Source organism: Paraconexibacter sp. AEG42_29, assembly GCF_040581415.1.
Lineage (GTDB): Bacteria > Actinomycetota > Thermoleophilia > Solirubrobacterales > Solirubrobacteraceae > Paraconexibacter.
Genome location: NZ_CP114014.1, coordinates 3,842,049 through 3,867,187, shown reverse-complemented (window position 1 = coordinate 3,867,187; position 25,139 = coordinate 3,842,049). Strand labels below are relative to the sequence as shown.

24 protein-coding genes are annotated in these 25,139 nt (G+C 75.0%); 15 read left to right on the top strand and 9 right to left on the bottom strand.

All coding sequences use genetic code 11. The features are described 5' to 3' along the window. Positions 1–58: 58 nt before the first annotated feature. The 6 genes from DSM112329_RS18820 to DSM112329_RS18795 all read left to right on the top strand — a co-directional run bounded on the left by DSM112329_RS18820 (position 59) and on the right by DSM112329_RS18795 (position 9,323). Complete coding sequence (locus DSM112329_RS18820; RefSeq protein WP_354698093.1) at positions 59–1,603, top strand: FAD-dependent oxidoreductase; 1,545 nt, start codon at positions 59–61, stop codon at positions 1,601–1,603. Positions 1,604–1,805: 202 nt separating this feature from the next. After that, entirely contained in the window at positions 1,806–2,603 is a 798-nt protein-coding gene (locus DSM112329_RS18815; protein ID WP_354698092.1) for a SigB/SigF/SigG family RNA polymerase sigma factor, read from the top strand. Between the two features lie 148 nt (positions 2,604–2,751). Beyond that, positions 2,752–3,108: a Na-translocating system protein MpsC family protein gene (locus tag DSM112329_RS18810; protein ID WP_354698091.1), complete on the top strand. Its 357-nt coding sequence runs from the start codon at positions 2,752–2,754 to the stop codon at positions 3,106–3,108. Positions 3,109–3,150: 42 nt separating this feature from the next. Continuing rightward, a complete protein-coding gene (locus tag DSM112329_RS18805) occupies positions 3,151–4,188 on the top strand; it encodes a DUF892 family protein (RefSeq protein WP_354698090.1) in 1,038 nt (345 codons plus the stop codon). A 48-nt stretch (positions 4,189–4,236) separates the two neighbouring features. Next, on the top strand, positions 4,237–7,026 hold the full coding sequence (locus tag DSM112329_RS18800) for an AAA family ATPase (RefSeq protein WP_354698089.1): 2,790 nt from the start codon (positions 4,237–4,239) through the stop codon (positions 7,024–7,026). Between the two features lie 158 nt (positions 7,027–7,184). Continuing rightward, entirely contained in the window at positions 7,185–9,323 is a 2,139-nt protein-coding gene (locus DSM112329_RS18795) for a hypothetical protein (RefSeq protein ID WP_354698088.1), read from the top strand. A gap of 3 nt (positions 9,324–9,326) precedes the next feature. Here DSM112329_RS18795 and DSM112329_RS18790 read toward each other — a convergent pair whose 3' ends face one another. Next, on the bottom strand, positions 9,327–10,808 hold the full coding sequence (locus tag DSM112329_RS18790) for an alpha/beta hydrolase-fold protein (protein ID WP_354698087.1): 1,482 nt from the start codon (positions 10,806–10,808) through the stop codon (positions 9,327–9,329). A gap of 207 nt (positions 10,809–11,015) precedes the next feature. Here DSM112329_RS18790 and DSM112329_RS18785 point away from each other — a divergent pair, with 207 nt between their 5' ends. From DSM112329_RS18785 to DSM112329_RS18775, 3 genes are read left to right on the top strand one after another with little or no spacing between them, the layout of a single operon-like run. Beyond that, positions 11,016–11,747: a hypothetical protein gene (locus DSM112329_RS18785; RefSeq protein ID WP_354698086.1), complete on the top strand. Its 732-nt coding sequence runs from the start codon at positions 11,016–11,018 to the stop codon at positions 11,745–11,747. A 54-nt stretch (positions 11,748–11,801) separates the two neighbouring features. Then, positions 11,802–12,176, top strand: a complete 375-nt coding sequence (locus DSM112329_RS18780) for a VOC family protein (RefSeq protein ID WP_354698085.1) — start codon at positions 11,802–11,804, stop codon at positions 12,174–12,176. A gap of 43 nt (positions 12,177–12,219) precedes the next feature. Further along, complete coding sequence (locus DSM112329_RS18775; RefSeq protein WP_354698084.1) at positions 12,220–13,383, top strand: winged helix DNA-binding domain-containing protein; 1,164 nt, start codon at positions 12,220–12,222, stop codon at positions 13,381–13,383. A 4-nt stretch (positions 13,384–13,387) separates the two neighbouring features. Here the strand turns inward: DSM112329_RS18775 and DSM112329_RS18770 are convergent, their stop codons facing one another. Further along, positions 13,388–13,654 (bottom strand): hypothetical protein, encoded by a 267-nt coding sequence (locus tag DSM112329_RS18770; protein ID WP_354698083.1) that lies wholly within the window; start codon positions 13,652–13,654, stop codon positions 13,388–13,390. 993 nt (positions 13,655–14,647) lie between these two features. Here DSM112329_RS18770 and DSM112329_RS18765 point away from each other — a divergent pair. Beyond that, positions 14,648–14,884, top strand: coding sequence for a hypothetical protein (locus tag DSM112329_RS18765; protein ID WP_354698082.1), 237 nt, complete (start codon positions 14,648–14,650; stop codon positions 14,882–14,884). A gap of 149 nt (positions 14,885–15,033) precedes the next feature. Here the strand turns inward: DSM112329_RS18765 and DSM112329_RS18760 are convergent, their stop codons facing one another. The 7 genes from DSM112329_RS18760 to DSM112329_RS18730 are packed head-to-tail and all read right to left on the bottom strand — an operon-like array spanning position 15,034 to position 19,500. Continuing rightward, positions 15,034–15,384, bottom strand: a complete 351-nt coding sequence (locus DSM112329_RS18760) for a hypothetical protein (RefSeq protein WP_354698081.1) — start codon at positions 15,382–15,384, stop codon at positions 15,034–15,036. After that, positions 15,381–15,800, bottom strand: a complete 420-nt coding sequence (locus DSM112329_RS18755) for a DM13 domain-containing protein (RefSeq protein ID WP_354698080.1) — start codon at positions 15,798–15,800, stop codon at positions 15,381–15,383. The genes DSM112329_RS18760 and DSM112329_RS18755 overlap by 4 nt, the downstream gene beginning before the upstream one ends. A gap of 4 nt (positions 15,801–15,804) precedes the next feature. After that, positions 15,805–16,302, bottom strand: coding sequence for a hypothetical protein (locus DSM112329_RS18750; protein WP_354698079.1), 498 nt, complete (start codon positions 16,300–16,302; stop codon positions 15,805–15,807). Next, positions 16,303–17,535 carry a molybdopterin-dependent oxidoreductase gene (locus DSM112329_RS18745; RefSeq protein ID WP_354698078.1) on the bottom strand — a complete coding sequence of 411 codons (1,233 nt, stop codon included), beginning with the start codon at positions 17,533–17,535 and terminating at the stop codon, positions 16,303–16,305. Beyond that, complete coding sequence (locus DSM112329_RS18740; protein ID WP_354698077.1) at positions 17,505–18,242, bottom strand: class I SAM-dependent methyltransferase; 738 nt, start codon at positions 18,240–18,242, stop codon at positions 17,505–17,507. The genes DSM112329_RS18745 and DSM112329_RS18740 overlap by 31 nt, the downstream gene beginning before the upstream one ends. Continuing rightward, positions 18,239–18,859, bottom strand: coding sequence for a DUF2064 domain-containing protein (locus DSM112329_RS18735; protein WP_354698076.1), 621 nt, complete (start codon positions 18,857–18,859; stop codon positions 18,239–18,241). The genes DSM112329_RS18740 and DSM112329_RS18735 overlap by 4 nt, the downstream gene beginning before the upstream one ends. Then, positions 18,856–19,500 (bottom strand): glycosyltransferase family 2 protein, encoded by a 645-nt coding sequence (locus DSM112329_RS18730; protein ID WP_354698075.1) that lies wholly within the window; start codon positions 19,498–19,500, stop codon positions 18,856–18,858. The genes DSM112329_RS18735 and DSM112329_RS18730 overlap by 4 nt, the downstream gene beginning before the upstream one ends. A gap of 112 nt (positions 19,501–19,612) precedes the next feature. Between DSM112329_RS18730 and DSM112329_RS18725 the strand changes: the two genes are divergently transcribed. From DSM112329_RS18725 to DSM112329_RS18705, 5 genes are all read left to right on the top strand, one after another. Then, a complete protein-coding gene (locus DSM112329_RS18725) occupies positions 19,613–20,968 on the top strand; it encodes a hypothetical protein (RefSeq protein WP_354698074.1) in 1,356 nt (451 codons plus the stop codon). 149 nt (positions 20,969–21,117) lie between these two features. After that, positions 21,118–22,080 (top strand): hypothetical protein, encoded by a 963-nt coding sequence (locus DSM112329_RS18720; protein WP_354698073.1) that lies wholly within the window; start codon positions 21,118–21,120, stop codon positions 22,078–22,080. Next, positions 22,077–23,141, top strand: a complete 1,065-nt coding sequence (locus DSM112329_RS18715; RefSeq protein ID WP_354698072.1) for an NAD-dependent epimerase/dehydratase family protein — start codon at positions 22,077–22,079, stop codon at positions 23,139–23,141. Before DSM112329_RS18720 ends, DSM112329_RS18715 begins: the two co-directional genes overlap by 4 nt. Positions 23,142–23,223: 82 nt before the next feature. Next, a complete protein-coding gene (locus tag DSM112329_RS18710; protein ID WP_354698071.1) occupies positions 23,224–23,931 on the top strand; it encodes a response regulator transcription factor in 708 nt (235 codons plus the stop codon). Continuing rightward, positions 23,928–25,127, top strand: a complete 1,200-nt coding sequence (locus tag DSM112329_RS18705) for a HAMP domain-containing sensor histidine kinase (protein WP_354698070.1) — start codon at positions 23,928–23,930, stop codon at positions 25,125–25,127. Before DSM112329_RS18710 ends, DSM112329_RS18705 begins: the two co-directional genes overlap by 4 nt. Positions 25,128–25,139 lie beyond the last annotated feature (12 nt).

The window sequence follows — 25,139 nt, the reverse complement described above, 5'->3', positions numbered from 1 at the left end:
GGCGGTCGCCCCGTAGCCGGCGGCGGTTCCGTCGCCGGCTACGGGGTACGTGGTCCTGATGGAGCACACCTCGAGCACTGGCACGACGACGGACGCGGAGTCGCTCTGGCGGCAGACGGGGCCCACCGTCGCGTCCGATCCACGGCCGGCCGACGGCGCCCGCTTCGACACGTGCGTCATCGGCGGCGGGATCGTCGGCACGACGGTCGCGCTGCTCCAGGCCCAGCGGGGACGGAGCGTCCTCCTGCTCGAGCGCGACCGGATCGGCGGCGGCGTGACCGGCGCGACCACCGGCAAGGTCAGCCTGCTGCACTCGATCCGCTACGCCTCGCTGGCCGGATCCCACGACCGGCAGCGCATGGAGGCCTACGTCGCGCTCCAGCAGGCCGGCTTCGAGCTCGCCCGCGACTGGGCGGCCGAGATCCCCGGCTCCTGGGAGACCCGCGACGCCGTGATCTACGTGCGCGACTCCGCGAGCACCGGCAGGATCGAGGACGAGGGCGAGACGCTGCGGGGCCTCGGCGTTCCCGTCAGGCCGGCGCCCGGGGTCGACGTCGGCGACGGGTTCGCCGCCGGCCTCGTCCTGGTCGACCAGGGCAAGCTGCACCCCGTCCGCTACCTCGCCGGTCTCGCCGCGGAGGCGCGCCGCCACGGCGCGGTGATCGTCACCGGGACGCCGGTCGTAGCCCTGCGGCGCGGGGACGGCGCGCACCGGCTCGCGCTCGAGGACGGCAGCCACGTCGAGGCGGAGCACGTGGTCGTGGCCACGCACGCCCCGATCTTCGACCGCGGCGCCCACTTCGCCCTGCAGGAGGCCGTCCGCTCGTACGCGGTCGCCGTCCCGGTCGACGCGGAGCCGACGCAGATGACCTATTGCGACGACGACCCGCAGCGTTCGGTGATCGGGTTCACCGATGGCGACGACTCCTACGCGGTGGTCGGCGGCGAGGGACACCCGGCGGGCCGCTCGACCGCGGCCGGTCGCTTCGAGCGGCTCGCCGATTGGGGCCGCGAGCACCTCGGCGCCCGGGGGCCGGCGGCCTACCGCTGGTCCTCGCAGGACCTGGTCCCCGTGGACGGGCTGCCGCTCATCGGCGCCTACACCCCGGTGACCAGGCGGCTGTGGACGGCGACGGGGTTCGCGAAGTGGGGCCTGGCGGCCGGCACGGGCGCCGCAGCTGCGCTCGACGCGGCGATCGCCGGCGAGGACGCCCCTGCGACGCAGATCCTGCGGCCGTGGCGCCCGACCGTCCGCGCGAGCGCCGTCGACCTCGTCAAGAACAACGCCATCGTGCAGCGGCACCTCATCGGGGACCGGCTGCACACGCTGGTCCGCGGGGGAACCCCCGACGCGCCGCTGGGCCGCGGCGAGGGCCGCGTGGAGCGGATCGGCGGGCGCGCGGTCGCCGTCGCCCGGGACACCGACGGGGTCCTGCACCGCCGCTCGGCGACCTGCACCCACATCGGCTGCGAGGTCCGCTTCAACCCCGACGAGCAGAGCTGGGACTGCCCGTGCCATGGCTCCCGGTTCGCCGTCGACGGCACCGTCCTGGAGGGGCCCGCCGTGAGGCCGCTGGCCGACGTCGAGGAGGGTGGCGGCTGAATCCTGGTCCACCCGGTGCGCGTACGCACATTGGCCGGGGAGTAGTGCGCTAAAAATTGGTGTTTAGCGACACGGCGTCGTATGTTAGGAGAAGAACAGCGTCTCTGACAGGAGGCTGCTCACCCGCTGCACCGTCCGGGAACTGTGATGCTGAGTGCGTCTGCGGAGCCTGGTCGACACCACGTCGACCAAGGAGTGACGCATGACCACACGTACCGCGACCGCGGCTGCCGGCTGCACCGAAGACGAACTGCTGACGCGCATCCACCGCGATCAGGACCTCGACGCACGTCGCGAGATGATCGAGCGCGCCATGCGGCTCGTGCACCACATCGCCCGTCGCTTCGACGGGAAGGGCATCACGCACGACGAGCTCGTCCAGGTCGGGAGCATCGGGCTCATCAAGGCCGTCGACCGATTCGACCCGGCGCGCGAGGTCAAGTTCTCGACCTTCGCCGTCCCGAACATCGCGGGGGAGATCCGGCGCCACTTCCGCGACCACGGCTGGGCCCTGCGCGTCACGCGATCGGTGCAGGAGAACTCTGCGGCGGTCGCCAAGGCCACCGAGCGTCTGACCACCAAGCTGCAGCGCTACCCCTCGCACCAGGAGATCGCGGCGGCCACCGAGCTCACCCTCGACCAGGTGCTCGAGGCCCTCACGGGGGCGCGGCACTATGCGATCGACTCGCTCGACGCGCCGCTCGACGCGGGTGGGGACGCGTTCTCGCGCCTGGACCTGGTCGGCGACGAGGACCGCGGCTACCTCCACGCGGACGCCCGCATGACCGCCGCGCGCGGACTGACCTGCCTGCAGGAGCGCGAGCGCCAGATCATCAGGCTCCGCTTCGAGGCGGACCTGACCCAGAGTGAGATCGCCGACCGCCTCGGCATCTCCCAGATGCACGTGTCGCGCCTGCTCGCGCAGGCGCTGGCGACCGTCCGCGAGTTCCTCGACTCTGAGCCCGTCAACGGGCGCGCGCAGACGGCCGCCGCAGGCTGACGATCGGCGCACGGATACACTCGGTGGCTCGCGAGCCGGACGGGGGATCGCCCGCGGGATCCCGTCGGAACGTGGACGACGTCCGAGCTGATGGCCCTACGAGGCTCGCGCCGTCCCGTTCTGCTTCCAGGGCCAGTTCAGGCATTCCATGGCCGACCTAGACATTGCGCAGTCCCCCAGCTCGGCGATCTCCAACCTCGTCGTGCGGACGGTGAGCGGCTACACCGGCCGCGGGCCGACGCGGGCACGGACGTTCATCCTCGACGACGTGATCACCGTCGTCCTCGAGGACAACCTCACCAAAGCCGAGCAGCACCTGGTCCAGGCCGGTCTGGACGAGCAGATCGAGGCCCTGCGCCTCTCCTTCAAGCGGACGATCAAGGACGAGCTCATCGCCGGTGTCCAGGAGATCATGGGCCGGGAGGTCCGCGCCTACCTCACCGCGAACCACCTGCGGCCCGACATCGCCGTTGAGACGTTCATCCTGAAGGCGGTCGAGGGCTGAGGCATGGTTGTCGCCGCGTCCGTCAGGGCAAGCGGCGGAGACATGAGCTCAGACGCAAAGACCATCCAGTACCTCCAGGACGCCCACACGCTGGAGGGCGTGTTGCGGCGGACCCTGGTCGCCCACATCGCCGTGTCGGCCCGCGGCGAGCACCGCCGCCTGCTGCAGGACCACCTCACGGTGACGAGCCGTCAGGAGCGCGACCTCGCGACACGCCTGGCCGAGCTGGGGGCGGACGGCAACCCGGTGCTGGCGGTCGCGGGCAAGGCCAAGCAGGTCGCGGCACTGGCGGTCACGCTGGTCAAGGGCCCGGCCGACGCGCTGCGCGGCCCGTCGGGCGACGACGTCGCACTGCGCAACGCCCAGGACGAGTGCGCCTCCGAGCAGCTCGAGATCGCCGTCTACGACGCACTCGAGGCGATCGCCGAGGCGAACGACGACGAGGCGACCGCGGAGCTCGCCCGCAGGCACCGCGAGGAGGAGCAGGAGTTCCTGGAGGCCCTGCGGGACGCCGTGCCCGACCTGGCGCGCAACGTCGTCCGCACCGGCGCCGGCAAGCGCCGGTTCCCGCTGGCCACGATCGGCCTCGTCGACGGCGCCCGGGCGCTGGTCCTCGGCGTGCAGACGGTGATCTCCCCGGACCGCACCGACGACGGCCCGCAGACCGTCGGCGACGAGGCTGCCGAGGACCCGGGCGACCGCGCGGCCGCCGAGGCCAAGCAGGAGGCGGCGGCGAAGCGCCCGCAGCGCCGCGCGGCCAAGCCCGCACCCGCGAACCCCGGGCCCGCAGCCGCGACCCCGCCGTCCACGCGCCGCCCGGCCGCTGCGCCCGCGGGCGTGAAGGACCCGGAGGTCCCGGCCGAGGCGGAGCCCGTGGCCGAACTGCCCAAGCGCGCGGTCGCCGCGCCCCGCGACACGCCGCCGCTGGCCGACTACGACGACATGACGCCGTACGAGATCACCGAGATGCTGGACCACCTGCCCGACGCGAAGCTCGAGGAGCTCGAGCGGTACGAGCGCGCCAACGCGAGCCGGGACCAGGTCCTCGAGGCGGTCGCCGGCCAGCGCGCCGGGAGCTGACCCGGACCCGCCGGCGATCGAGGCGCACGGCCGCGTACCATCGCGGCCGTGCCCGAACTGCTGGAACGAGACGGACCGCAGGCGGCCCTGAGCGACGCCGTCGCGGCGGGTGCCGCGGGCGCGGGGACGCTCGTCGTCGTCCACGGCCCGGCGGGCATCGGGAAGACCACGCTCCTCGCGCAGGCCCGGGCCGACGCCGAAGGCCGCGGTCTCCGCGTCCTGCATGCGCGCGGATCGGACTTCGAGCGGTCCTTCACCTTCGGCGTCATCCGGACGCTGTTCGAACGCGTCGTCCGCGGGCTGGCGCCGGTGGAGCAGGAGACGCTGCTGGACGGGGCGGCGGCCCCCGCGGCAGTGGCGCTGGGGCTCAGCACCGAGGGCACGGTCGATCCGTCCCCCGGGCTCTTCGAGGCCCTCTACTGGGTCGTGGCCGGCCTCTGCGAACGCGAGCCGCTGGTGCTCGTGGTGGACGACGCGCAATGGGTCGACGCCCCGTCGCTGCGCGCGCTCGCGTTCCTCGCGAGTCGCGTCCACGAGCATCCGCTCGTCCTGCTCGTCGGGATCCGGGACGGCGAGGACTGCGACGACGCCCCCGCGCTGGCGGCGATCCAGGCCGCCGCGCCGGACCTGCCCCTGGCACCGCTCGGGGCCGCGACGGTGGCCCGGATCGTCGCGGACGTCGCCGGGGAGGACCTCGCCCCCGGCGCCGCCGACGCCATCTACCTCGCGACGCGCGGCAACCCGATGTTCGTCATGCAGGCGGCGCAGCTCGCGCGGGACCGCGGCGCGCACGACGCGGCCGAGCCCTGGTCGGCCCGCGCGGTCGCGGTGGTCGTCCTGACCCGGGTCGCGGCGCTCGGTGCCGCAGCGGCAGCGGTCGCAGGCGCCGTGGCGATCTTCGGCGACGGCATCGGCGTGGCGCCGGTCGCCGCGTTCACCGGACTGGATCTCGCGGAGGTCGAGCGCGCAGCCGGCGAGCTGGCGGCGGCCGGGCTGCTGGAGGCTGGCGGCGGCGGACTCGCGGTCGCTCATCCGCTCATGGGCGAGGCCCTGCGCAGCGACGGCGGGCCGCGTGCCCTCGCGCTCGCCCACGCGCGCGCGGCCGACGTCCTGCGCGCCGCCGGCGAGGAGCCCGAGCGATTCGCCGCCCACCTGCTGCGCACGCTGCCGGCCGGCGACCCGGCCGTCGCGCGCTCCCTGGCCGACGCCGCCCGGGACGCTGCCCGACGCGGCGCGCCCGCGGCCGCCATCGACTTCCTGCTCCGCGCCCGCCAGGAGCCGCCGGCCCCGCAGGACGACCAGCCGATCCGCCGGCAGCTGGGGATCGCCCAGGCGCGTGCCGGTCGGTTCGCGGACGCCGCCGCCAGCCTCGCCGACGTCACGGGCGACGCCGCGGCGCCGCTCACCACGGTCGTGAGCTACACCACGTCCGCGGCCAACACCGGCACGATCGGCAGCGTCTCGGACATCCTGCACGACGCCGCCGACCAGCAGGACGACCCGGAGCGCCGCCTGGAGCTGCGGTCCCTCGCCCACTGCCACAGCTGGTACGTCGCCGCGGCCGACCGGCGCCCGTTCGACCTTCCGCCAGCGGACACGCTGGCCGGGACGACGATCGGGGAGCGCCTGGCGCTCGCGGCCCACTCGACCTTCCACGCGGCGGCACCCAGCATGGCCGAGTCGGTCCAGGTCGCGCGCCGCGCCCTCGGCGACGGCGCCCTCACGCAGCAGGGGCCGGGCTTCGCCTGGCTCGCGGTGAACCCGCTCGACGTCCTCGTGATGGCGGGGCAGATCGCCGACGTCGACCGCGAGCTGGCCGCGATGGACGCCGTTGCGCAGGCGACGGCATCCGCAACCACGCGCACCGCCGCGATCTGGGTGCACATCGTCCGCAGCCTGCAATGCGGCGACCTGCCGGCCGCCCTCGCGATGGCGGCGACCATCGAGCGCTTCATGGCCGCCACGCCGGACGGCGAGCCGAACCACACCGCGCGGCTGCTGTTCGCCTACCGGCTGGAGGCGACGCTTGCGCACCACGGACCGGCCGCCGCCGACGCGCTGATGACGGCGGAGGGCGACCCGTCCGCACGGGTGGCCGCCGGGGACGTCGCGGCCTATTGGGCGCTGCCGCCGGCGGCGCTGCTCCACCTCGCGCAGCACCGCGTGCCCGAGGCCGTCGCGGCGGCGCGGACGCACCGGGCGTTCGTCGCCGACCGCGGAGGGCACGTGCTGCCGGTCTGGTGGGAGGGGGCGCTGCCGCTCGCGCTGGCGGCGGCGGGGGAGACCCCCGAGGCGCTGGCGCTCGCTGAGGAGGGCGTCGCGCGGGAGCAGCGTCACGGCGTCCCGGCACGGGTGGCGGGCGCGCTCCGCGTCCTGGCCCGGGTCGATGTGCCGCAGTCGGTCGGGCTGCTGCAGGAGGCGGTGGCCCTCCACGAGGAGGACCCGTACATGCGCCTGGAGCGGGCGGCCGCGCTGGTGGACCTCGGGCTCGCGCTCCGCCGGGCCGGGCAGCGGACCGATGCCCGCGCGGCGCTGGAGCGCGGCGCCGAGGCCGCGACCGGCTGCCAGGCGCTGCCGCTGGCGGCACGGGCCCGCGAGGAGCTCGCGACCCTGGGCGCCCGTCCGCGCAAGCTGCAGTTCAGCGGCATCGAGTCGCTGACCGCATCCGAGCGGCGCACCGTCGACCTCGTCGTCCAGGGTCGGACCAATCGGCAGGTGGCCGAGGAGCTCTTCGTGACCGCGAAGACCGTGGAGGCGCACCTCGGGAGTGCCTACCGCAAGCTCGACATCAACTCCCGCCGTGATCTGGCGGGCGCGCTCGCGGGGTCGACCACATAGCGGTGCGGCGGCCGCGGCCGCACGACGTCCACGTTCCGGTTCCCGCTGCGTACAGGGGAGAACGCGCAGGACACAGCGCAGTGGTGGCCGCATGCGTCATGTGACGCATTCGACCTCGTTCACGCGACCAAGGAGTGGCGTCGTGCCAGAATCCGGTCATGCGGAACATCGGGGGCGTGGCACTGCTGGTGGCTGCGATGGTCGGGGCGGGCGCCGCGCCGGCCCTGGCAGCGGACGGGCTGCAGGACACCGCCACGATCCTCGCGCAGTACAACCAGGCGCGGGCGACCGCCGGTCTGCCGCCGGTGACCGCCGACCCGCGGATGACCGAGGGCTGCGCGAACCACCTGAAGTACCAGGCGATCCACGGCGCCACCGCGGAGTTCCACGACGAGACGCCCGGTCGCGAGGGCTACACGGTGCTGGGCCAGCGCGCCGCCCAGCGCTCCGAGGGCGGCTCGACCTTCGCCGGCTCCCCGCCGCTGCGCCCCACCTCCACCGCGCCCGCCCACCGGGCGGGTTACCTGGACCCGATCCCGACGAAGGTCGGGATCGCCGAGAACCACGTCGGCGCGAGCGCGAGCTCGTGCCTGTGGACGTCGGTGTACGAGGACGCCGACCTCAAGCCGGCGCGCCGCGTCGTGCCCGATCCGAAGGCCTGGGCGATCACGACGCGCGGCGGGACGAACACGTGGAACTTCGAGGTCGCCTTCGAGGGGCCGACCGTGCCGGCGTTCGACGTGGGGTACATCGCCGAGCGCGCCGGCCGGTACGTCGCCGGCGAGCACATCCTGCTGTACCACGACGACCTGCCCGAGGGCGCGCTCTACGCGGCCTGCCGGGCCGTGCTGCTCGGGCCGGGCGGGCGGCCGGTCGACGCCCGGCTCCTGCGCGGGCGGCTCCTGGTCCCCAGGGACCCGTTCCTCCCGGGCGGGCAGTACCGCGCGATCGGCACCCACTCGACGGCGGAGGTGTGCGGACCGCTGCAGCGGACCGGCGGCGCGGCGTTCACCACCGAGGATCGCGTCCCCGACGCCGAGCTGCTCACGATCGGCGAGCCGTCCAGCGCGAGCGGGAAGTGGCGGGCGACGACGACGATCGACCCGCTGCTGCACGGCCTGAGCAAGGGGCGCTTCCGGGCCGAGTACCCCAGCGGCTACGTCGTCGAGCAGCCGTGCTTCTGCCCGGCGGACGACTTCACGGGCGAGCCGGCCGGCGACCTGACCTTCAGGGTCGCCTACGAGGGCTTCCAGATCGGGCCGATGTGCTACAGCGGGGGCACGGTCGCGCGGACGTTCACGGTCACGAAGGCGGGAGACAACGCGAGCGCCACCACGAACGTCACCGCCGGCCCGATGCAGGTCACGCGCCCGGACCCCGACCCCTGCACGCGGCCGCCGAGCGCCGGCCCGCCGAGCCCCGCCGCCGGTGCGCCGGGCACGGTCGTCCGGATCGCGGGCGACGGCGTCGCGAAGGCGGTCGCCGTCACGTTCGGCGGCGTGGCCGCGACAGCGTGGGGGGTCGACGGCGACGCGCTGGACGTGACCGTCCCGGCGGGCGCCAAGAGCGGGGCGGTCGCCGTCCGGACGTCGACGGGCACGAGCACCGCGACGATGAGCTTCACGGTCCCGGCCGCGGACACGGCGGCGCCGGACACCCGCATCGACCTCGGCCCCAGCGGGGCCGGCGAGTCCAGCACGGCGCAGTTCGCCTTCACCAGCACGGAGGGCGCCGCGAGCTTCCGCTGCCAGGCCGACGGCAGTCCGTCGCAGCCGTGCATGTCGCCGCTCAGCCTCGAAGGTCTCGCGGAGGGCGCCCACCAGGTCGCGATCACGGCGGTCGACGCCGCCGGGAACGCGGACGCGACGCCGGCGGTCGCCGCGTGGCGCGTCGGTCCGGGGGCGGTGCCGGTTCCCGCCGTGCCGACGACGCCCAACACCCCGGTCGAGCCGATCACACCCGCGAAGGTCGCCACGCCGAAGCTCGCCGTGTCGACGGCGCGCGTCCGGCTCGGCGCCGGGACGCTCACCCTCGGGAAGCTGACCGTGCCGGCGCGATCGCGCGTCCGCGTCGCCGTCTCTGCGCGTCTGCGGGGGCGCCGGCTCGCGATCACCTCGACGACGCGGGTCGTCGCCGCGGGGCGGACGGTCACCCTGTCCAGCCGCCTGTCGAAGGCCGTGCGCCAGCGCCTGCGCGGGGTCAGGCGACTCCCGCTGACCGCGACGATCACGGTCCGGCCGACGAGCGGGGCGAAGCCGACGACGATCCGCCGGACGCTGTCCGTCAAGGTGTCCTGAAGGTCAGCGGCAGGCCGCCGCCGCGCGGCCACGCCCGCGGACCGTGACGCCCGCGGCCGGGAAGCCGGGCACGCTCGCCCGCACCGCGGCGCCGCGAGCGCCGGGGACGCACAGGTCCAGGAAGGCGATGCCGGCCGCATCGGTCCGCGCTGATCGGCGACCGGCGCGGACGACGGTGCCCGCGCGTACGGGGGTGACCGTGACGCGCACGCGGACCGTCCGGCCGGCGGCGAGGACGCGCGGACGGACGGCGACCACGGGGCGCGTGCAGGCCCGCGCCGGCAGGTCGAAGCCGCCCGGGGTCGGCACGCGGCGCACGCAGCCGCTGGGAGTCGTGACCGTGACCGCTGCGCCGGCCGTGCTGACGGCCAGCCGGCTGCCGGTCCGGCGGAAGCGCACGATCCGGTCGGGTGGGGCGTCGAAGCGATACCGGAAGCCCCACAGCTCCCCATGGGTCGCGACCGTGTCGTTGACCCAGGCGCTCGGGGCCTCCTCGGCCGGCGCGAACATGTCCCAGGCGATCGCGTCGCGCAGCTCACGCCGGAAGTTCGCCCAGTCGTGGATGCCCTCTTGCACCTGGTACGTCAGGTCCACGCCGGCGGCGGTCAGCGCGGCTGCGTAGTGATCGGAGGCCGGCCGGATGAGCACCGCCTCAAACGGCAGGTCGGGCACGAGGTTGTTCGGGTTGGGTTCGCCGTCGCTGGACGGTCGTCCGTCCCCGGTCGCCATGAAGACGCGTGTGTGGGCCAGGTTGGCGGCGAGCCGCACCGGGTCGTGGCCCAGGGAGTAGAAGCCGTCGGGTGGCCCCATGACGGCCTCGGGGTCGATCGGGGCTCCGGCAGCACCCTGCGCGATGAGCGACTGGGCCGCGCCCTGTCCGGCGATCAGGTGTCCGTCCACGAGGCCGGAGATCACCGCGATCGAACCGAAGAACCCGGGCAGCCGGCCACCGAGGTACGCCGTCCCGAGCCCACCCATCGAGACGCCCGCGAGCGCGTGCCAGCGGCGCTCGGGACGGATCCGGTAGCGCTGCAGGACCTCGGGGATGACGTCGTCCAGCAGGTAGCTCTCCCACGATGGGTCGCCACGGCGACCGCCGTTCCACCAGTCGGCGTACCAGCCGCTGGCCCCTTCAGGCATGACGACGATGCCGTCGAACCCGGCGGCGGTCTTCGCGATCTGGCCGAGGCCGGGCTGCGACCAGAAGCGGTAGTTGTTGCCCAGGCCCGCAAGCAGGACGAGCAGCGGGTACTGCCGCGCGGGGTCGTATCCGTCGGGGAGCAGGACGCGGGCGCGCGGCGGCCCCGCGTAGCCGGGCAGCCAGGTGTCCGCCAGCGCCGCGCTGCGGGCGGGGAACGTCACTTCCGTGAGCGCGGCGGCGCGGGCCGTCCCCGGGGCGGCGAGCCCGGTGAGCCCGGCAAGGGCGGCCGCGACGACGGTGGCCGTCCGCCGGGCGTCGCGGAGGCTCCGGCCCAGGGTGCGCATGGCGGCGAGCGTCGCAGAGCCGGGGCGCGCGACGCAAGGCGTCAGCGGTCCAGCGGCCCGCCGGGGGAAGGGTGTGCTCCCGCAGCTTGGCCAGAAGGCGGACGGCGTCGCGGCCCCGGACATCTCCGGCAGGAGGTCCACCGCCGGGCAAAGTCAGGGGGGACACCCCCGATGTGCCCCCGTCCGCCCGTTCTTAGGGTTCGGAGCATGAGCGCCTCACGAACGATCCGGCTGGCAGCGATGGTGTGCACCGTGCTGGTCGCGGCAGGCGCCGCCGGGTGCGGGAGCGAGACCACCGTCCGGCGCAGCACGACGACGTTCGTCACGAGCACTGCCGCCGCGACGACGCTGCCCGCGCCGCGCCTGACCGTCACGCGCAGCGGCTGGACGGCGTACGCCGACGGCTGGCTCAGCTACGGCGCCTACATCGACAACGCGTCGGCGCTCGACGCGACCGAGGGCACGCTGGAGCTCAACCTGCTGGCGAAGGACGGCACGCTGCTCGACCGCGAGGTCGTGACGGCCGGGACGATCCGCGCGCACTCGGACGGGCGGCGCGTCGGCGGCCTGGTCGAGTTCCCGGCGCAGCTCTACCGCCGGATCGCGCGGGTGGAGATGCTCGCGATCGCCGAGCACGGCGTGAAGGCCAAGCACCCGCCGCTGAACTTCCGGCTCGTGCATCGCATCTTCGAGGCGGACGGCAACTACGACGTCTACACCGGTCGCCTGGAGAACACCGGGCGCACGGCGCTGCCGGCAGGGTCGACGATGTACATGGTCTACGAGGACGCGCGGGGACGGATCGTCGGCGGCGACCGCGGGCACACCGATGCCCCGCTGACCGCAGGCCGTACGGCGAAACTGGACTGGGAGGGCCGCGTCCCGCCGAAGACCAGGACGACTCTCGGTACGGTCGACCCTGCGGAGCGCGCCGGCTGACCGGCAGGTCGCTGCGGTCAAAAGGTGGCCGCAGAGCCGCTTAGTGTCCGGCCCATGCCTTCCATCACCCGCATCGACTTCATCACGATCCCGACACAGGACGTCGCTCGCGCGACCGCGTTCTACCGCGACACGCTGGGCCTCGAAGAGGCTGCGCAGACCGTCGACAAGCCGCACACCGAGTTCGACCTCAGCGGGACGACGCTGAGCGTCTGGGACCCGACCACCGCGGGCCGCGAGTTCCTGGCCAACACGAACCCGATCGCGCTCCACACCGACGAGGTCGACGCGATGCGCGCGGAGCTCGAGGGCAAGGGCGTCGTGTTCTTCGGGGACACGTTCGACACCGGTGTCTGCCACATGGCGATCTTCGCCGACCCCGACGGCAACCCGCTGATGCTGCACGGCCGGCACGTGCCGCGCGACTGACGGCGTCCGTCCGTCCGTCGGGTCGATCGACCACGATTGACCGATGCGCGTGATCACCGACGACGAGCGCCGGGCCCGGCTGGCCGACCGCCACGCGCTGGTCCGGCCCGCGGCGTCGGTGGCGGACGCGACCCGCGCCGTCGTCTGCCTGCACGCGACCGAGCAGGCGAACGCCTACTTGTCCGTGTTCGCGCGCAGCGGGGCCACGCGCGAGGCGGTCGACCGGGCGCTCTACGAGGAGCGCTCGGTCGTGCGTCAGCTGGCGATGCGGCGGACGGTCTTCGCCTTCCCGCGCGACGTCCTGCCGGCGGTTCGCGGCAGCGCGTCGGCGCGGGTGGCGGCGCAGCTCGCCGCGCGGCTCGCGAAGGAGGTGCAGGCGAGCGGGATCACGGACGACGGGGTCGGCTGGGTCGGCGACACCTGCGCCGCGATCGTCGCCGAGCTGCGTGGACGCCCCGCGACGACGGCGCAGCTGCGCGCGGCGCTCCCGGCGCTCGAGCTACGGCTCACAGCGCCCGACACGGCGCCGGGTGGGGACGCGCCGATCGCGTCGCGGGTCCTGTCCACGCTTGCCGCCGACGGACGGGTGCTGCGAGGTCGCAACAGCTCGGGCTGGAAGGCCGCAAGGCCGTTCTGGACGCTGGCGGACGAGTGGCTCGGCGAGCCGCCCGTCACGCTCGACGAGCGCGCGGGCTACGCCGAGCTCGTGGGGCGCTGGCTCGCCCGGTTCGGTCCCGGCACCGAGGCGGACATCGTCTGGTGGCTGGGCGCCACCAAGGGAGCGGTGCGGCGCGCGCTTGTCGACGTGGACGCGGTCGCCGTCGAGCTGGCCGATGGCACCCCGGCCTGGGTGCACCCGCGGGACACGGACCCGGTCGCCCCGCCGGAGCCGTGGGCCGCGCTGCTCCCGGCGCTCGATCCGACGACGATGGGCTGGCAGGGCCGCGGCTTCTACCTCGGCGACCTCGCGCCGCTGATCTTCGACCGCAACGGCAACGGCGGCCCGACGGCCTGGTGGGACGGGCGCATCGTCGGCGGATGGACGCAGAAGGACGACGGCACGGTCGTCGTCGTCCCCGCCGGCACCCTGCCGGCCGCGGCACGTCGGCCGCTGGCCGACGCGGCCGCGCGGTTGACCGCGTGGCTGGACGGCGAGGTGGTGCGCTCGGTCTACCAGTCGCCCCTGGTGCGGGGCCTCGCGCGCTGACGGATCAGCGGCCGCAGCTCGGGTCGGCGATGACGACGAGGTTGCTCGGCGCCTGGTCCTTGTTGGACGTGATGAAGATCCGGTGCCCGTGCCGGTCGCACTTGGACGCGACGTTGTTGTAGTGGTCGGGCATGGCGTACACCTCGGCCGGGACGCGGTCGACCTGGGCGCCGGGGGTCTGACGGGCGTTCTGGCGCTCGGGGGTGTCGCTCCCGCACCCGGCGGCGGTCAGGGCGAGCACGGTGGCGAGGGTGAGGAGGGTCTTTGGCATGGGCGCAAGCATGCCGCGGGCCGGCCGGCTGCGCCTGATCGGGTAAGCCGCGGTCGGCCGGTGACGCGGACGTCGAGCGTCGGTTCTCCCGTCCTGTCGCGCGGGCAAACCGACGTTCGGTGTGGGGTGTGGGGTGTGTGGGGGTCGAGCGTCGGTTCTTCCGTCCTGTCGCGTGGGGAAACCGACGCTCACGTCGGCGCGCGGACCGGCCGCAGGAGCTTCGCGCCGTGCCCCGCTCGGGTGGTCTCGTCCGCCCCGGCGGGGCGGGCGGTCATCGGAGGGACGGCGCGGGACGACCGACGCACGCGCAGCACGACGCGTCGTCTCCGCCCTGCGCGGCCCGCCGGGGCTCAGCGCAAACCGACACCTGCCTGCCGACGTGGGCTGTCGTGTATCGCGCTGAGGACCGCGAAGGCCGACTTGTCGGCCACCGTGATCCGCACGGCGGCGGGCGCGGCCCGTCCTGTGTCGTCCCGGCGACCGCAGAAGGGCCTGATCGCACGGATGGATCCGCGTGCTCGACGTGACCGGTGTCATCCGCAGGGCGGCAGCGGGCCTGTCCTTTGTTTTCCCGGGCGACCGCAAAATGGCCCGATCGCACGGATGGATCCGCGTGCTCGACGTGACCAGTGTGCCGGGGGGCCGCTGGTCGAGGGCCCGTCCCCGCGGCCGCCGCCCGGATCAGCCGGGGAGGCGACCGATGGTGGTCCCGCGGGTCCGGCGACTCGCCTCGCGCACGATCGCGTCCTCGAGGCGGCGACCGGCGTCGGTCCCCAGGCGCGCGCGTCGCCGGGAGGCGAGGGTGCCGCCGCTCGTCGGTCGCGCGACCGGGGAGGTGGGGACCGTCCGTCGTGGCTGGACTCGGGCTCCGCTGGAAAGGGGCACGACATCGGCATGCCCGCCTGCGCCCCGGCACACCGCACCCGTCAGCAGCAGACGTCGTGCGTTTGACACCTCGCCCCAGCGCCAAGCCGTCCGGGTACGCTCGCGCCGATGAGCGACCATCCTGTCCCCGCGGGCGCAATCCCATCCGGGCGGCCGGACCCCGCGACCGCCCTGGACGACCCGGCGCTCCGGCTGCCCCGGACGCCGGTCCGTGCGCTGATCCACGCCGGCATCACGACGCTCGGCATGGCGCTGGAGCGGTCGGACGCCGAGCTGCTCGCGGTGCACGGCGTGGGGCCGAAGGGCGTGCGCCTGATCCGCGCGCTGGGCCCGCCGCCGACCTGAACGCGCCGTCGATGTGCCACCACGTGCGCGTGTGGCGGGTGGTGGCACATCAAGCGGCGAACCCGCCACCTGCGGAGCCCGCACCCCGCCCGCGACCCCGACTCGGAGCCAGAGAGGGGACGACCGGGCAGCCCGGCGCCGGCGTCCCGTCAGGGCTGCGGGGCCAGCAGGTCGTCCACCGCGGCCGGCGCCGCCCGGCTCGCGGGCGGACCCGTGTCCAGCGCCTCGTTCACCGTCGTCTCGTGCGTGGAGGTGTACGCGCCGGCGCCGAGCAGGACGACCGTCGTCGTCACGAACGCGATCCGCAGCACCATCCGCAGCGACGACCGGCGGCGGGTGGCCGCCTCGGTCGCGAGACCGACGACCGCGAACCAGGCCCCGACGAGCACCACGGCTGCGGCGGTGCTCCCCGCCACGACCGCGCCGAACAGCCAGATGCCGCCCGCCAGCACGGCGAGCAGCGCCGCGATCGCGGCGACAGCGGCGAGCAGCCGGCTCATGAACGGCGCAGGTCGGCGCGGGCGAGGCCGGACGTGAACGGCACGCACCAGAACACGACCGACGAGTACTTCCGCAGGTCGACGGACTTCGGGATCGTGTACTGCTGATTGCCGCGCGTGCCCTTGAGCTTCCCGAGGTCGACGCGGTCCTTCGGCAGCTGCCCGTCGCCCTGCGCGCTCCGCGGGACGAGCCACACCCGCACGCGCGGCCCGGGGTCGAGCCGGAAGCTGCGCAGCGTGAGCACGCGGCGGCCGCTCCCGGTGCTGACGACGGCTGCCGTCCCCGAGGCGCTGTGGCTCAGGGGCCGGACGGTCCCGCGCAGCAGCTCGACGTTCCGCGCGGCGGCCGGCGAGCTCAGGACGGCGAGCGCCGCAGCGCACAGCATCAGGGTGAGGACGAGTGTTCGACGGAGCATTGCGTTACCAGCCGTTCTGTGGAGGGAGGGTTCCGGCGCGCGGCGGATCGTCCGCGACCGGAGGACGGAGGAGCGCGCGGATGGCGGCGATGACGCCGACCGCCCACACGACCGCGAGGACCTGGAGCAGCCCGGTGCCGTAGTCGCCCGGGAGGATCGACGGGTTGTTCGGGTTGCGCCCACGCCCGGTGAGCACGGGGATCGAGATCAGGACGACGGCGGCCGAGATGATGAGCGTCCCCTGCAGCGCGGGGCGGACCCGCCGCGGGACGAGACGCACGATCACGAGCGACCCGAGTCCCACCAGCGGCGCGAACAGCGCATCGTGCGCGATCAGGGAGCCCGCCAGGAACTTCAGGACGTTCAGCGGGACCGTGGCGTCCTGGTGGCGCAGCAGGCCGACGACCCCGAACACCAGGATCCCCATGCCGATCGCGTTGCTGATCCAGAACAGCGGGCCACCGGGCGCGTCCCGGGCGGCCTGGCGTGCAGGGGTGGACACTCAGATCACCTCCAGGCGGCTGACCCATTTGGTCTGCTGGACCCCGGGCCGGTTGGGGGCGATCAGCCTGATCGGGTAGCCGTGGTCGACGTGCAGGACCTCGCCGTTGAGCTCGAGCGCCAGCAGCGTGTCCGCGTGCCGGGCGTGGGGGACGTTCAGCTCGCTGCTGCGGTAGGCGCCGCGTTGCTGGATCGAGTGGACCACGACCTCGGCATCCTCGGGTGCCCCGGCCATCGCGAGCAGGTCACGCACCCGCAGGCCACGCCAGTGGGCGCCGGCGCTCCAGCCTTCCACGCACGTGATCGCGAGGTCGGCCTCGTGCTGCGGCAGCGCCCGCAGCTCGTCCAGCCCGAGCTTGAGCTCGCGTTCGACGCGGCCGTCGATCGTCAGGGTGTAGCCCGGGTCGGCGATCAGCTCGGTGACACGCGCGCCCGCCGCCGCCTTGTTGACGGGGACGCCCTGCGGGCCGACGTCCGGCCGGCGGGGTGCGAGCACCGCCAGGTCCTTCAGCGGCCGCACGGTCTGGCCCACGGTCGTGAGGGTGACCGCCGCGACGGCGCCGCCCGTCGCGACGAACAGGCCGCGGCGGCTCAGGCCGGTGCCGGGCGGCTCGGGCGCGCGCCGCGCCTCCGCCGAGAGCGCGCGTCGTGTGATCGACACCTTCGCCCCGATGTGCGCGACGAGCGCCCCGATGACGACGTACGCGGTCCAGTAGTGCGTGACGGTGAAGTTGAACTCCCAGGGATACCAGCGGGCCGTGTTCGCCAGGCCGCTGAAGAGCTGGAAGATCGACCCCGCGACGAGCGGGACGATGCTGACGCGCTCGACGATCTGCGCCTTGTTCTCGACGGCCGGGAAGGCGAACAGCTTCGGGAAGACCGACCACAGCTTCACCATCAGCAGCGGGATCGCCGCGATGCCGCTCGCGACGTGCACGCCTTGGGTCACGCGGTAGAGCCAGCCCGGGCTCGCGGGCATCGAGAGGAAGCCGAGCGACAGCGGCTGCTGCGCGAAGTGGGACACCAACCCGGTCAGGAAGCAGGCGATGAAGCTGATCCCGAGCGCCAGGCCGAGGACCGCGCTGACGCGCTCGTCGTGCAGCCGGCTGGGGAACGCGTCGTCGGCGAACGGGCCCGCAGCGAGGTGGCCGAAGTCGGCCTCCATCGCGTCGCCGAGCGTCCGCCCGGCGCGGAGCTCGTCCCCTACCGTGCGGCGGCGAGTCGGGCGAACCATCGGCCGTGTCCCTCCCAGACCTCGGTGACGGTCAGGCCGGCGAGGTGCGCGTGCCCGTAAATGCCGTCGACCCCGACGCGCGCCCACGGGAACCACTCGCTCACGGCCCCCGCGCCCTCCAGGCGGACCGCGCAGGTGCCGGACGCACATCCGGGGGCCTCGAGCTCCACCAGGACCTCGCCGTCCGGGCGCAGGAGCGTTCGCAGCCGCGCGAGCAGCCGCACGGGCTGCCCGCCGATGCCGATGTTGCCGTCCAGCAGCAGCGCGGTGCCCCAGGTGCCGGCGCCGGGAACGGACCCGGCGAAGACCGAGGCGTGGATCACCCGCACCCCGCGGGAGCGCGCGAGCTCGACGGCGGCCGGTGCTGCGTCGATCCCGGCCGCGGGCACGCCGCGCCGCGCGAGGGCGACCAGGTGACGCCCGGGTCCGCAGCCCACGTCCAGGACCGGTGCCGCGGCGCGGGCCAGGACGTCATGGTCGGCGGCGGTCAGCGGTCCGAGCCAGGTCGCGATGGGGACGGGGCCGCAGGTGCCGTCGGCCCCGCGCAGGGTCAGGTCGGGGGCGGCGCCGTGCAGGCCGCTGCGGTACAGGTCCGCCGGGCTCACGGCGCGCGCGGGAGCGGGCGCCGGGGCCGGTGCCACCCGCCCCGGGGTGGGGGACGGCAGAAACGGGACGCGGACGCCCGGGTCGAAGGTCTTCGTGGTCACGCCGCCAGCTCCGCGACGGCACGGGCGAACGATCCGGACGGCATCAGCGCCGCCGCCGCGAGCGCGTCCTCGAAGTGATCGACGTCGCGGAGTGGGGCGAGCAGGACCGGGTCGCGGCCGTGCTCGCGCAGGCGCCGATGCTGCTGCGCGCCGGTGTCGTCGGCGCTCATCGGGACGCCGTGGAAGAGCGCGTCGTGGCAGTCCGGCAGGCCGATGGCCCAGTACCCGCCGTCGTCCGCCAGGCCCAGCACCGCGGCGGCGCCGGCGCGCAGGGCGGCGGTGCCGGTGCCCAGCAGCGCCGGGGTCAGCTGCGGCGTGTCCATCCCGACGAGCAGGGTCGGTCCGCCGATGTCCGCGAAGGCGGCAGCGAGGCGCTCGTCGAGGCCGGCGCCCCGCTGCGCGATGACCTCGAAGCCGCCCGGGAGCCACGCCCCGGGAGTGCCGTCGAGGACGAGGACGCGGCGGTCGCACGGCGTCGCGAGGACCACCCGCAGCGTGTCCACCAGCGCGGCCTCGGCCAGGCCGGCGGCCTGCTGCGGCGTGCACGGAGGCGTGAGCCGGGTCTTGCTGTGCCCGGCGCGCGGGGCCTTGGCGATGACCGCGATAGCGATGTTCATGCCGCCAGCACCCCGCTCATGTCGCGCACGGCGCGGACCGTCCCCTTCATCGTGCCGGTGACCTTCGACCGGCCGATGCGGGGGTGGTAGAGGACGGGCTCCTCGGCGATCCGCCAGCCGGCGGCCGCGGCCTTGATGACCATCTCCAGCGGCCAGCCGAAGCGCCGGTCGACGAGGCCGAGGTCCAGCAGGGCGGTGCGGCGGGCGACGCGCATCGGGCCCAGGTCGGTGAGGGGGACGCCGGTGCGGCGGCGCAGCTCGAACGCGAGGCCGGCGTTCATCAGGCGGGCATGGGCGGGCCAGGCGCCGGGGACGCCGCGGCGGGCGCCGAGGACCAGGTCCGCCGTCCCCGCGTGGACCGCCGCGGCGATCCGCGGCACGTCGCCCGGATCGAGCGAAGCGTCGCAGTCCATGAAGCAGACGAGGTCGGCGGTCGCCGCCACCAGGCCGGCGAAGCAGGCCGCACCGAACCCCGGCCGCGGCTCGTGCACGACCTGCGCCCCGAGCCGCAGCGCCACCGCGCCCGAGCCGTCGGTGGATCCGTTGTCGACCACGATCGGCGTGAGGTCGGGAGGCATGCGGGACAGGACCCACGGCAGGGCCTCTGCCTCGTTCAGCACCGGGAGGATCACGTCGGTCATCCCGGTCAACGTACGCCGGGACCGCCTGCAAAACGATGAACGACTACGAAACACGTCGTCCCGCGAGCACCGCCGGCGACCGCCAGGACATAGCGTGGCGTCGGCCACCGCGATGACCTCCGCCACGATCACACCCAGGCCGCCCGGCCCGGCTGCAGCGCCTGGCCCGCCGTCGCGTGGCCGGCCCCGTCCGCGCTACGGCGCGATCGCCGCCATCGCGCTGTGGGCCGCCGTCATCGTCGCCGGTTACCGGCTGGGTTACGCCCTCTACTCACGCGACTTCCGGGTGCACATCGGGAACGCGCCCCTGGTGGGGTCACAGGACATCCGCGCGTCCTGGCGGCTCAGCGGCGCGGTCGTCCTCGCCGCGCTCGCGCTGGCCTACGCGCCGGCCGTCGCGGCCCGGGCGCGCTGGGGCGTCCTGCTGGTCGCCGGCTGGGCGACGGGCGCCGCGTGGGCGGTCCTGCTGGCCGCGGGGGACGGCTGGTCGGCGCTGCCCGCGCCGCTGCAGTCGCGCTACGAGTACCTCGCCGGCCTGCCGCGGGCCCGGGCCGCGGCCGACGGCGACGGCGGGTTCCTGCGCTCGTTCGTCGACGTGCTGCCCAGCTACCCGACCCACGTCAAGGGGCACCCGCCGGGCTTCCTGCTGCTCCTCGGCTGGCTCGACGACCTCGGCCTGGGCGGCGCCACCGTGGCGACGGTCCTCGTTGTCGCCGCCGGAGCCCTGGCCGCGCCGGCGGCGCTCGTCGCGCTGCGAGCGGTCGCCGACGAGGCGGCGGCGCGGCGCGCGGCGCCGTTCCTCGTCTTCAACCCGGGCGCCGTCTGGCTCGCGACGTCGGCGGACGCGCTGTTCCTGGGCGTGTCGGCGTGCGGGGTGGCGCTGATGGCCATGGCGGTGACGGCCGCGGACGTACGCCGGCGGGCGGCGACGGCACTCGCGGGCGGCCTCGTCCTCGGGGTGGCCCTGCACCTGAGCTACGGCATCGCGCCGCTCGGCCTGCTGGTGCTCGCGCTGCTGATCTGGCGGCGGGCGGCGCTGGTCGGGGCGCTGGCCGCGGCCGGCCTCGTGATCGTGGTCGCCGCGTTCTCCGCCGCCGGGTTCTTCTGGCCGGACGGGCTCAGCGCGACGCGGGACCTCTACCACGCCGGTGTCGCGTCGCGCCGGCCGTACGCGGACTTCCTCGTCATCAACCTCGGGGCGTTCTTCATCGCGATCGGCCCTGCGGTCGTCGCCGGGATCATGCGCCTGCGCGACCGGCGGATCTGGCTGCTGGCCGGCGGCGGTCTCGCCGCGGTCGCGGTGGCGCAGCTGAGCGGCCTGTCCCGCGGGGAGACCGAGCGCATCTGGCTGCCGTTCACGCCCTGGCTCCTGGTGGTGACGGCGGCCCTCGGCGCGTCGCGCAAGTGGCTCGCGCTGCAGCTGCTGCTGGCGCTCGTGGTGCAGGCGACCGTACGCTCCCCATGGTGAGCGCGGGAGGTGGCAGTACCACCTGCCGCATTGCGACACGAGGCACCGCCACACCACACCTGAACGAGGGGTGTGGCAGCGCCAGGTGCCGCTTTTCGACATCTGGCGCTGTCACCCCCGGCTGGGGGCGGTCGAGCGCGTCCTCCGGCGTGAGGAGGATCGTGGCGGTCGCGCTGGCCGCTGCGTCCCTCGCGGGCTGCGGCAGCGACAGCACCGGCGGAGCGACGACGGCGGCCACGATCGCGGGGACCGTCCGCACCGACGACCGACGCCCACCCGAGGCCGGCGCGGTCATCGCCGCGCTCGCGCCGCTGCCCGGCGGCGGGCTGCGCGGCGGCGAGCTGACCACCGGCCGGGTGCGCGACCTCGATGGGGAGGGGCGCCCACGGGGCCGTGTGCTCGTGACGCTGCCGGTCAGCACCGGCGGCCAGCGCGGGCTCCTGGGCCTCGTGGTGGACCGGCGCGGGCGCACGTTCGCGGCGTTCACCGAACGCGGCGGCCGCGAGCGGCTGGTCGTCGAGCAGGTCCTGCCAGGCCCGCGGCGCCGGGTCTGGACGGGCCCGCCGTCGACCGACCTCGCGGACGGCGGCCACCTGGTGCTGCTCGGCGGACGCCTGGTCATCGGCGTCGGCGACCTGCAGGACCCCGCCCGCATCCCGGACGACGACGCGCCGAACGGCAAGCTGCTCGCGCTCGACCCGGACCGCGGCGGCGGACAGGAACCGCGGATCCTCAGCCGCGGCTGGAACAACCCGTACGCCTTCGCGCCCTACCCGGACGACGCGGGCGACGGCGACGGCCTGCTCGTCGCCGACAACGCCCCCGGCCGCCGTCCCGAGCGGATCGCCCGCGGGGACGCCGGCGGCGGCGCGCCGCGGCAGGTGACCGACCTGCCGGGCCGCGTGGCCCCGTCCGGCCTCGCCGTGATCGGTCCGGCCGAGGTCGCGGTGTGCGGCGTCGTCTCCCGGCGGCTGGACCGCTACCGGCTGGTCGCGGGGCGCTGGCGCCGCGCGGGCGTGATCAGCCGGCAGTGCGCGTACGGTGTGACGCGCCTGGCCGATGGACGCCTCGCGATCAGCGCGGACGACGGCGTGCGGGTGGTCCGGCCGTGAGCCACGTCCTGCTCACCGGCGGCGCCGGCTTCATCGGCTCGCACGTCGCCGACGCGCTGCTCGAAGGCGGCCACGACGTCCGCGTACTCGACTGGCTGCACCCGGCCGCCCACGCGGGCCGCACGCGCCCGGCCGACCTGCCCGACGCCGTCGAGTTCGTCGCCGGCGACGTCCGCGACGGGGCCACGGTCGCCGCGGCGCTGGCCGGCGTCGACCACGTCTGCCACCAGGCCGCGATGGTCGGCCTCGGCACGGACATCCTCGACATCGCCGACTACGTCGCCCACAACGACCTCGGCACCGCCGTGCTGCTGCGGGAGCTCGCGCGGTCGCGGTTCGCCGGCCGCCTCGTACAGGCCTCGTCGATGGTCGTGTACGGGGAAGGCCGCTACGCGTGCACCGAGCACGGCGACGTCCGCCCGCCCGCCCGCACACCCGCCGACCTGGACGCCGGACGCTTCGACCCGCCGTGCCCGCGCTGCGCCGCCCCGCTGGTCCCGCAGGCGATCCCCGAGGACGCGCCGCTGGACCCCCGGAACGTCTACGCCGCGACCAAGCTGCAGCAGGAGCACCTCGCCACCGCGTTCAGCCGCGAGACGGGGATCCCCGTCGTGTCCCTGCGGTACCACAACGTCTACGGGCCGCGGATGCCGCGGGACACGCCGTACGCCGGGGTCGCGTCGATCTTCGTCAGCGCCCTGAACGCCGGTCGCGCGCCGCAGGTCTACGAGGACGGCGGCCAGCTGCGCGACTTCGTCCACGTCCGCGACGTCGCCCGGGCGAACGTGCTCGCCCTCACCGCGGACGCCGCCCCGGCCGGCGCGTTCAACGTCTGCAGCGGCACGCCGCGCAGCGTGGGGGAGATGGCCCGCGCGCTGCACGCCGCCGGCTTCGGCGCGGTCCCGCCCCCGCAGACCACGGGCGCCTACCGGCTCGGGGACGTGCGACACGTCTTCGCCGCGCCGGACCGCGCGGCCGCCGGCCTCGGCTTCGTCGCGCGCGAGGACTTCGGCGCCGGGATGGCCGAGTTCGCCGCCGCCCCGCTGCGGGGCACCTCGTGAGCCCGCCGGCAGCAGCTGAACAACCGGTGAACGGCGCCGCGGAAGGCTGTCCGCGGGCACCCCGCCCTGCCACACTCGGCTGATGGCCACCGCCGCCGACCACACGCGTGGCTCCGTCCTGGTCGTCGACGACGAGCCGACGATCAGCGAGGTCGTCGCGCGCTACCTGGACCGCGCCGGCTACGAGACGCACGTCGCGCTCGACGGCCACAGCGCCATGGAGGCCGTCGCCCGCGTCCGGCCCGACCTGATGGTGCTCGACCTGATGCTGCCCGGCATCGACGGCCTCGAGGTCATGCGCCGCGTCCGCGAGGGCGACCAGCGCCGGACCGCGATCATCCTGCTGACGGCGAAGGGCGAGGAGGCCGACCGCGTGATCGGGCTGCGCCTCGGCGCAGACGACTACGTCGTGAAGCCGTTCTCCCCGGCCGAGCTCGTCGCCCGCGTGGACGCGGTCCTGCGGCGGATCGACACGGTGCCGGCGCACGAGCCGCCGATCGAGCTCGACGGGCTGCACATCGACCCGGCCGCCCGCCGGGTCCTCGCGGGCGGAGCTGAGGTCCAGCTCACCCAGCGCGAGTTCGACGTCCTGCTGTTCCTCGCGCGCCACCCGGGCCAGGCGTTCACCCGCGAGCAGCTGATGGACCACGTCTGGCAGTACTCGTTCTACTCCGACACGTCGACGGTGACCGTCCACATCCGCCGCCTGCGGGCGAAGATCGAAGCCGACCCCGAGCAGCCGCGCTGGATCGAGACCGTGTGGGGCGTGGGCTACAGGTTCGCCGCGTGATCGACCGCGCCGACACCCGCCGCCGGTTCCTCGCCGGGATCGCCTTCGCACTCGCGCTCAGCGGCGGCATCACGCTGCTCGCGCTCGCCGGCTACGGGACCCACGCCGCCGTCGTCACGTTCGCGCTGCTCGCGCCGCTCGGCGTGGTGACCGTCCTCGCGGCCGAGTGGTGGGCGCGCCACCGGCAGCGGGCGGGCGGCCTACGGCGGCAGTTCGCGGTCGTCGCCCTGGTCGCCGTGCTGCAGTTCGCCGCCGCCGTGGCGCTGTTCGCGCGGCTCATGTTCGTCAGCGCCCACGACGCGTTCTTCGCGGCGCTCGTCGTGCTCTACGCCTCCGCCGTCGCCGCGTGGACCGCGCGCCTGCTGGGCCGCGAGGCGCTGAGCGACGTCGACGCGATCCGGGCGACGTTGACGGCGGTGGGGGAGGGCCGCCGCGACGCGCGCACCGGCGTGATCGGCCGCGACGAGCTGGCCGCGCTCGCCGCCGACGTCGACGTCATGGTCGAGCGGCTGGCGGGCGAAGAGGAGGCACGTGCCACGCTCATCGCCGCCGTCTCGCACGACCTGCGCACGCCGATCACGTCGCTGCGGCTGCTGGCCGACGCGATCGACGACGACCTCGTCGACGGGCCCACCCGCCGCGAGTACGCGGCGCGTATGAGCACCCACGTCACGGCGCTCAGCGCGCTGATCGACGACCTCTTCGAGCTCACCCGGCTGCAGAGCGGCGACCTGCAGTGGACGATGCAGCAGGTCCGTCTGGACGTGCTCGTCTGCGAGGCGGTCGAGGCGATGCGACCGGCCGCGGGGACGATCAGCGTCCACGTCGACACCGCGGCCGAGCTGCACGCCGCCGGCAACCCCGAGAAGCTGCAGCGCGTCCTCTTCAACCTCATCCAGAACGCGATCCGCCACACCCCGCCCGACGGGACGATCACCGTGCGCGCCCACGCCGGCCCGGCCGCGCACGAGGTCGAGGTCGAGGTGGCGGACACCGGCAGCGGTATCCCTTCCGACGACCGCGCCCTGGTCTTCGAGCCGTTCTACCGCGGCAACCGCGCCCGCACCGACAGCGGCGCCGGCCTCGGCCTGGCGATCTGCACGGCGATCGTCGCGGCGCATGGCGGCCGGATCTGGCTCGCGGACGCCGACGTCGGCACGTCGGTCCGCTTCGCCCTCCCGCTCGCCTCGGCCTGAGGCCGCGGGGTC

Bases quoted from the DNA above. Each gene is read 5' to 3' on its own strand.
- DSM112329_RS18820 (WP_354698093.1), top strand. From the start codon at position 59: ATGGAGCACACCTCGAGCACTGGCACGACGACGGACGCGGAGTCGCTC.
- DSM112329_RS18815 (WP_354698092.1), top strand. From the start codon at position 1,806: ATGACCACACGTACCGCGACCGCGGCTGCCGGCTGCACCGAAGACGAA.
- DSM112329_RS18810 (WP_354698091.1), top strand. From the start codon at position 2,752: ATGGCCGACCTAGACATTGCGCAGTCCCCCAGCTCGGCGATCTCCAAC.
- DSM112329_RS18805 (WP_354698090.1), top strand. From the start codon at position 3,151: ATGAGCTCAGACGCAAAGACCATCCAGTACCTCCAGGACGCCCACACG.
- DSM112329_RS18795 (WP_354698088.1), top strand. From the start codon at position 7,185: ATGCGGAACATCGGGGGCGTGGCACTGCTGGTGGCTGCGATGGTCGGG.
- DSM112329_RS18790 (WP_354698087.1), bottom strand. From the start codon at position 10,808: ATGCGCACCCTGGGCCGGAGCCTCCGCGACGCCCGGCGGACGGCCACC.
- DSM112329_RS18785 (WP_354698086.1), top strand. From the start codon at position 11,016: ATGAGCGCCTCACGAACGATCCGGCTGGCAGCGATGGTGTGCACCGTG.
- DSM112329_RS18780 (WP_354698085.1), top strand. From the start codon at position 11,802: ATGCCTTCCATCACCCGCATCGACTTCATCACGATCCCGACACAGGAC.
- DSM112329_RS18775 (WP_354698084.1), top strand. From the start codon at position 12,220: ATGCGCGTGATCACCGACGACGAGCGCCGGGCCCGGCTGGCCGACCGC.
- DSM112329_RS18770 (WP_354698083.1), bottom strand. From the start codon at position 13,654: ATGCCAAAGACCCTCCTCACCCTCGCCACCGTGCTCGCCCTGACCGCC.
- DSM112329_RS18765 (WP_354698082.1), top strand. From the start codon at position 14,648: ATGAGCGACCATCCTGTCCCCGCGGGCGCAATCCCATCCGGGCGGCCG.
- DSM112329_RS18760 (WP_354698081.1), bottom strand. From the start codon at position 15,384: ATGAGCCGGCTGCTCGCCGCTGTCGCCGCGATCGCGGCGCTGCTCGCC.
- DSM112329_RS18755 (WP_354698080.1), bottom strand. From the start codon at position 15,800: ATGCTCCGTCGAACACTCGTCCTCACCCTGATGCTGTGCGCTGCGGCG.
- DSM112329_RS18745 (WP_354698078.1), bottom strand. From the start codon at position 17,535: ATGGTTCGCCCGACTCGCCGCCGCACGGTAGGGGACGAGCTCCGCGCC.
- DSM112329_RS18735 (WP_354698076.1), bottom strand. From the start codon at position 18,859: ATGAACATCGCTATCGCGGTCATCGCCAAGGCCCCGCGCGCCGGGCAC.
- DSM112329_RS18730 (WP_354698075.1), bottom strand. From the start codon at position 19,500: ATGACCGACGTGATCCTCCCGGTGCTGAACGAGGCAGAGGCCCTGCCG.
- DSM112329_RS18725 (WP_354698074.1), top strand. From the start codon at position 19,613: ATGACCTCCGCCACGATCACACCCAGGCCGCCCGGCCCGGCTGCAGCG.
- DSM112329_RS18710 (WP_354698071.1), top strand. From the start codon at position 23,224: ATGGCCACCGCCGCCGACCACACGCGTGGCTCCGTCCTGGTCGTCGAC.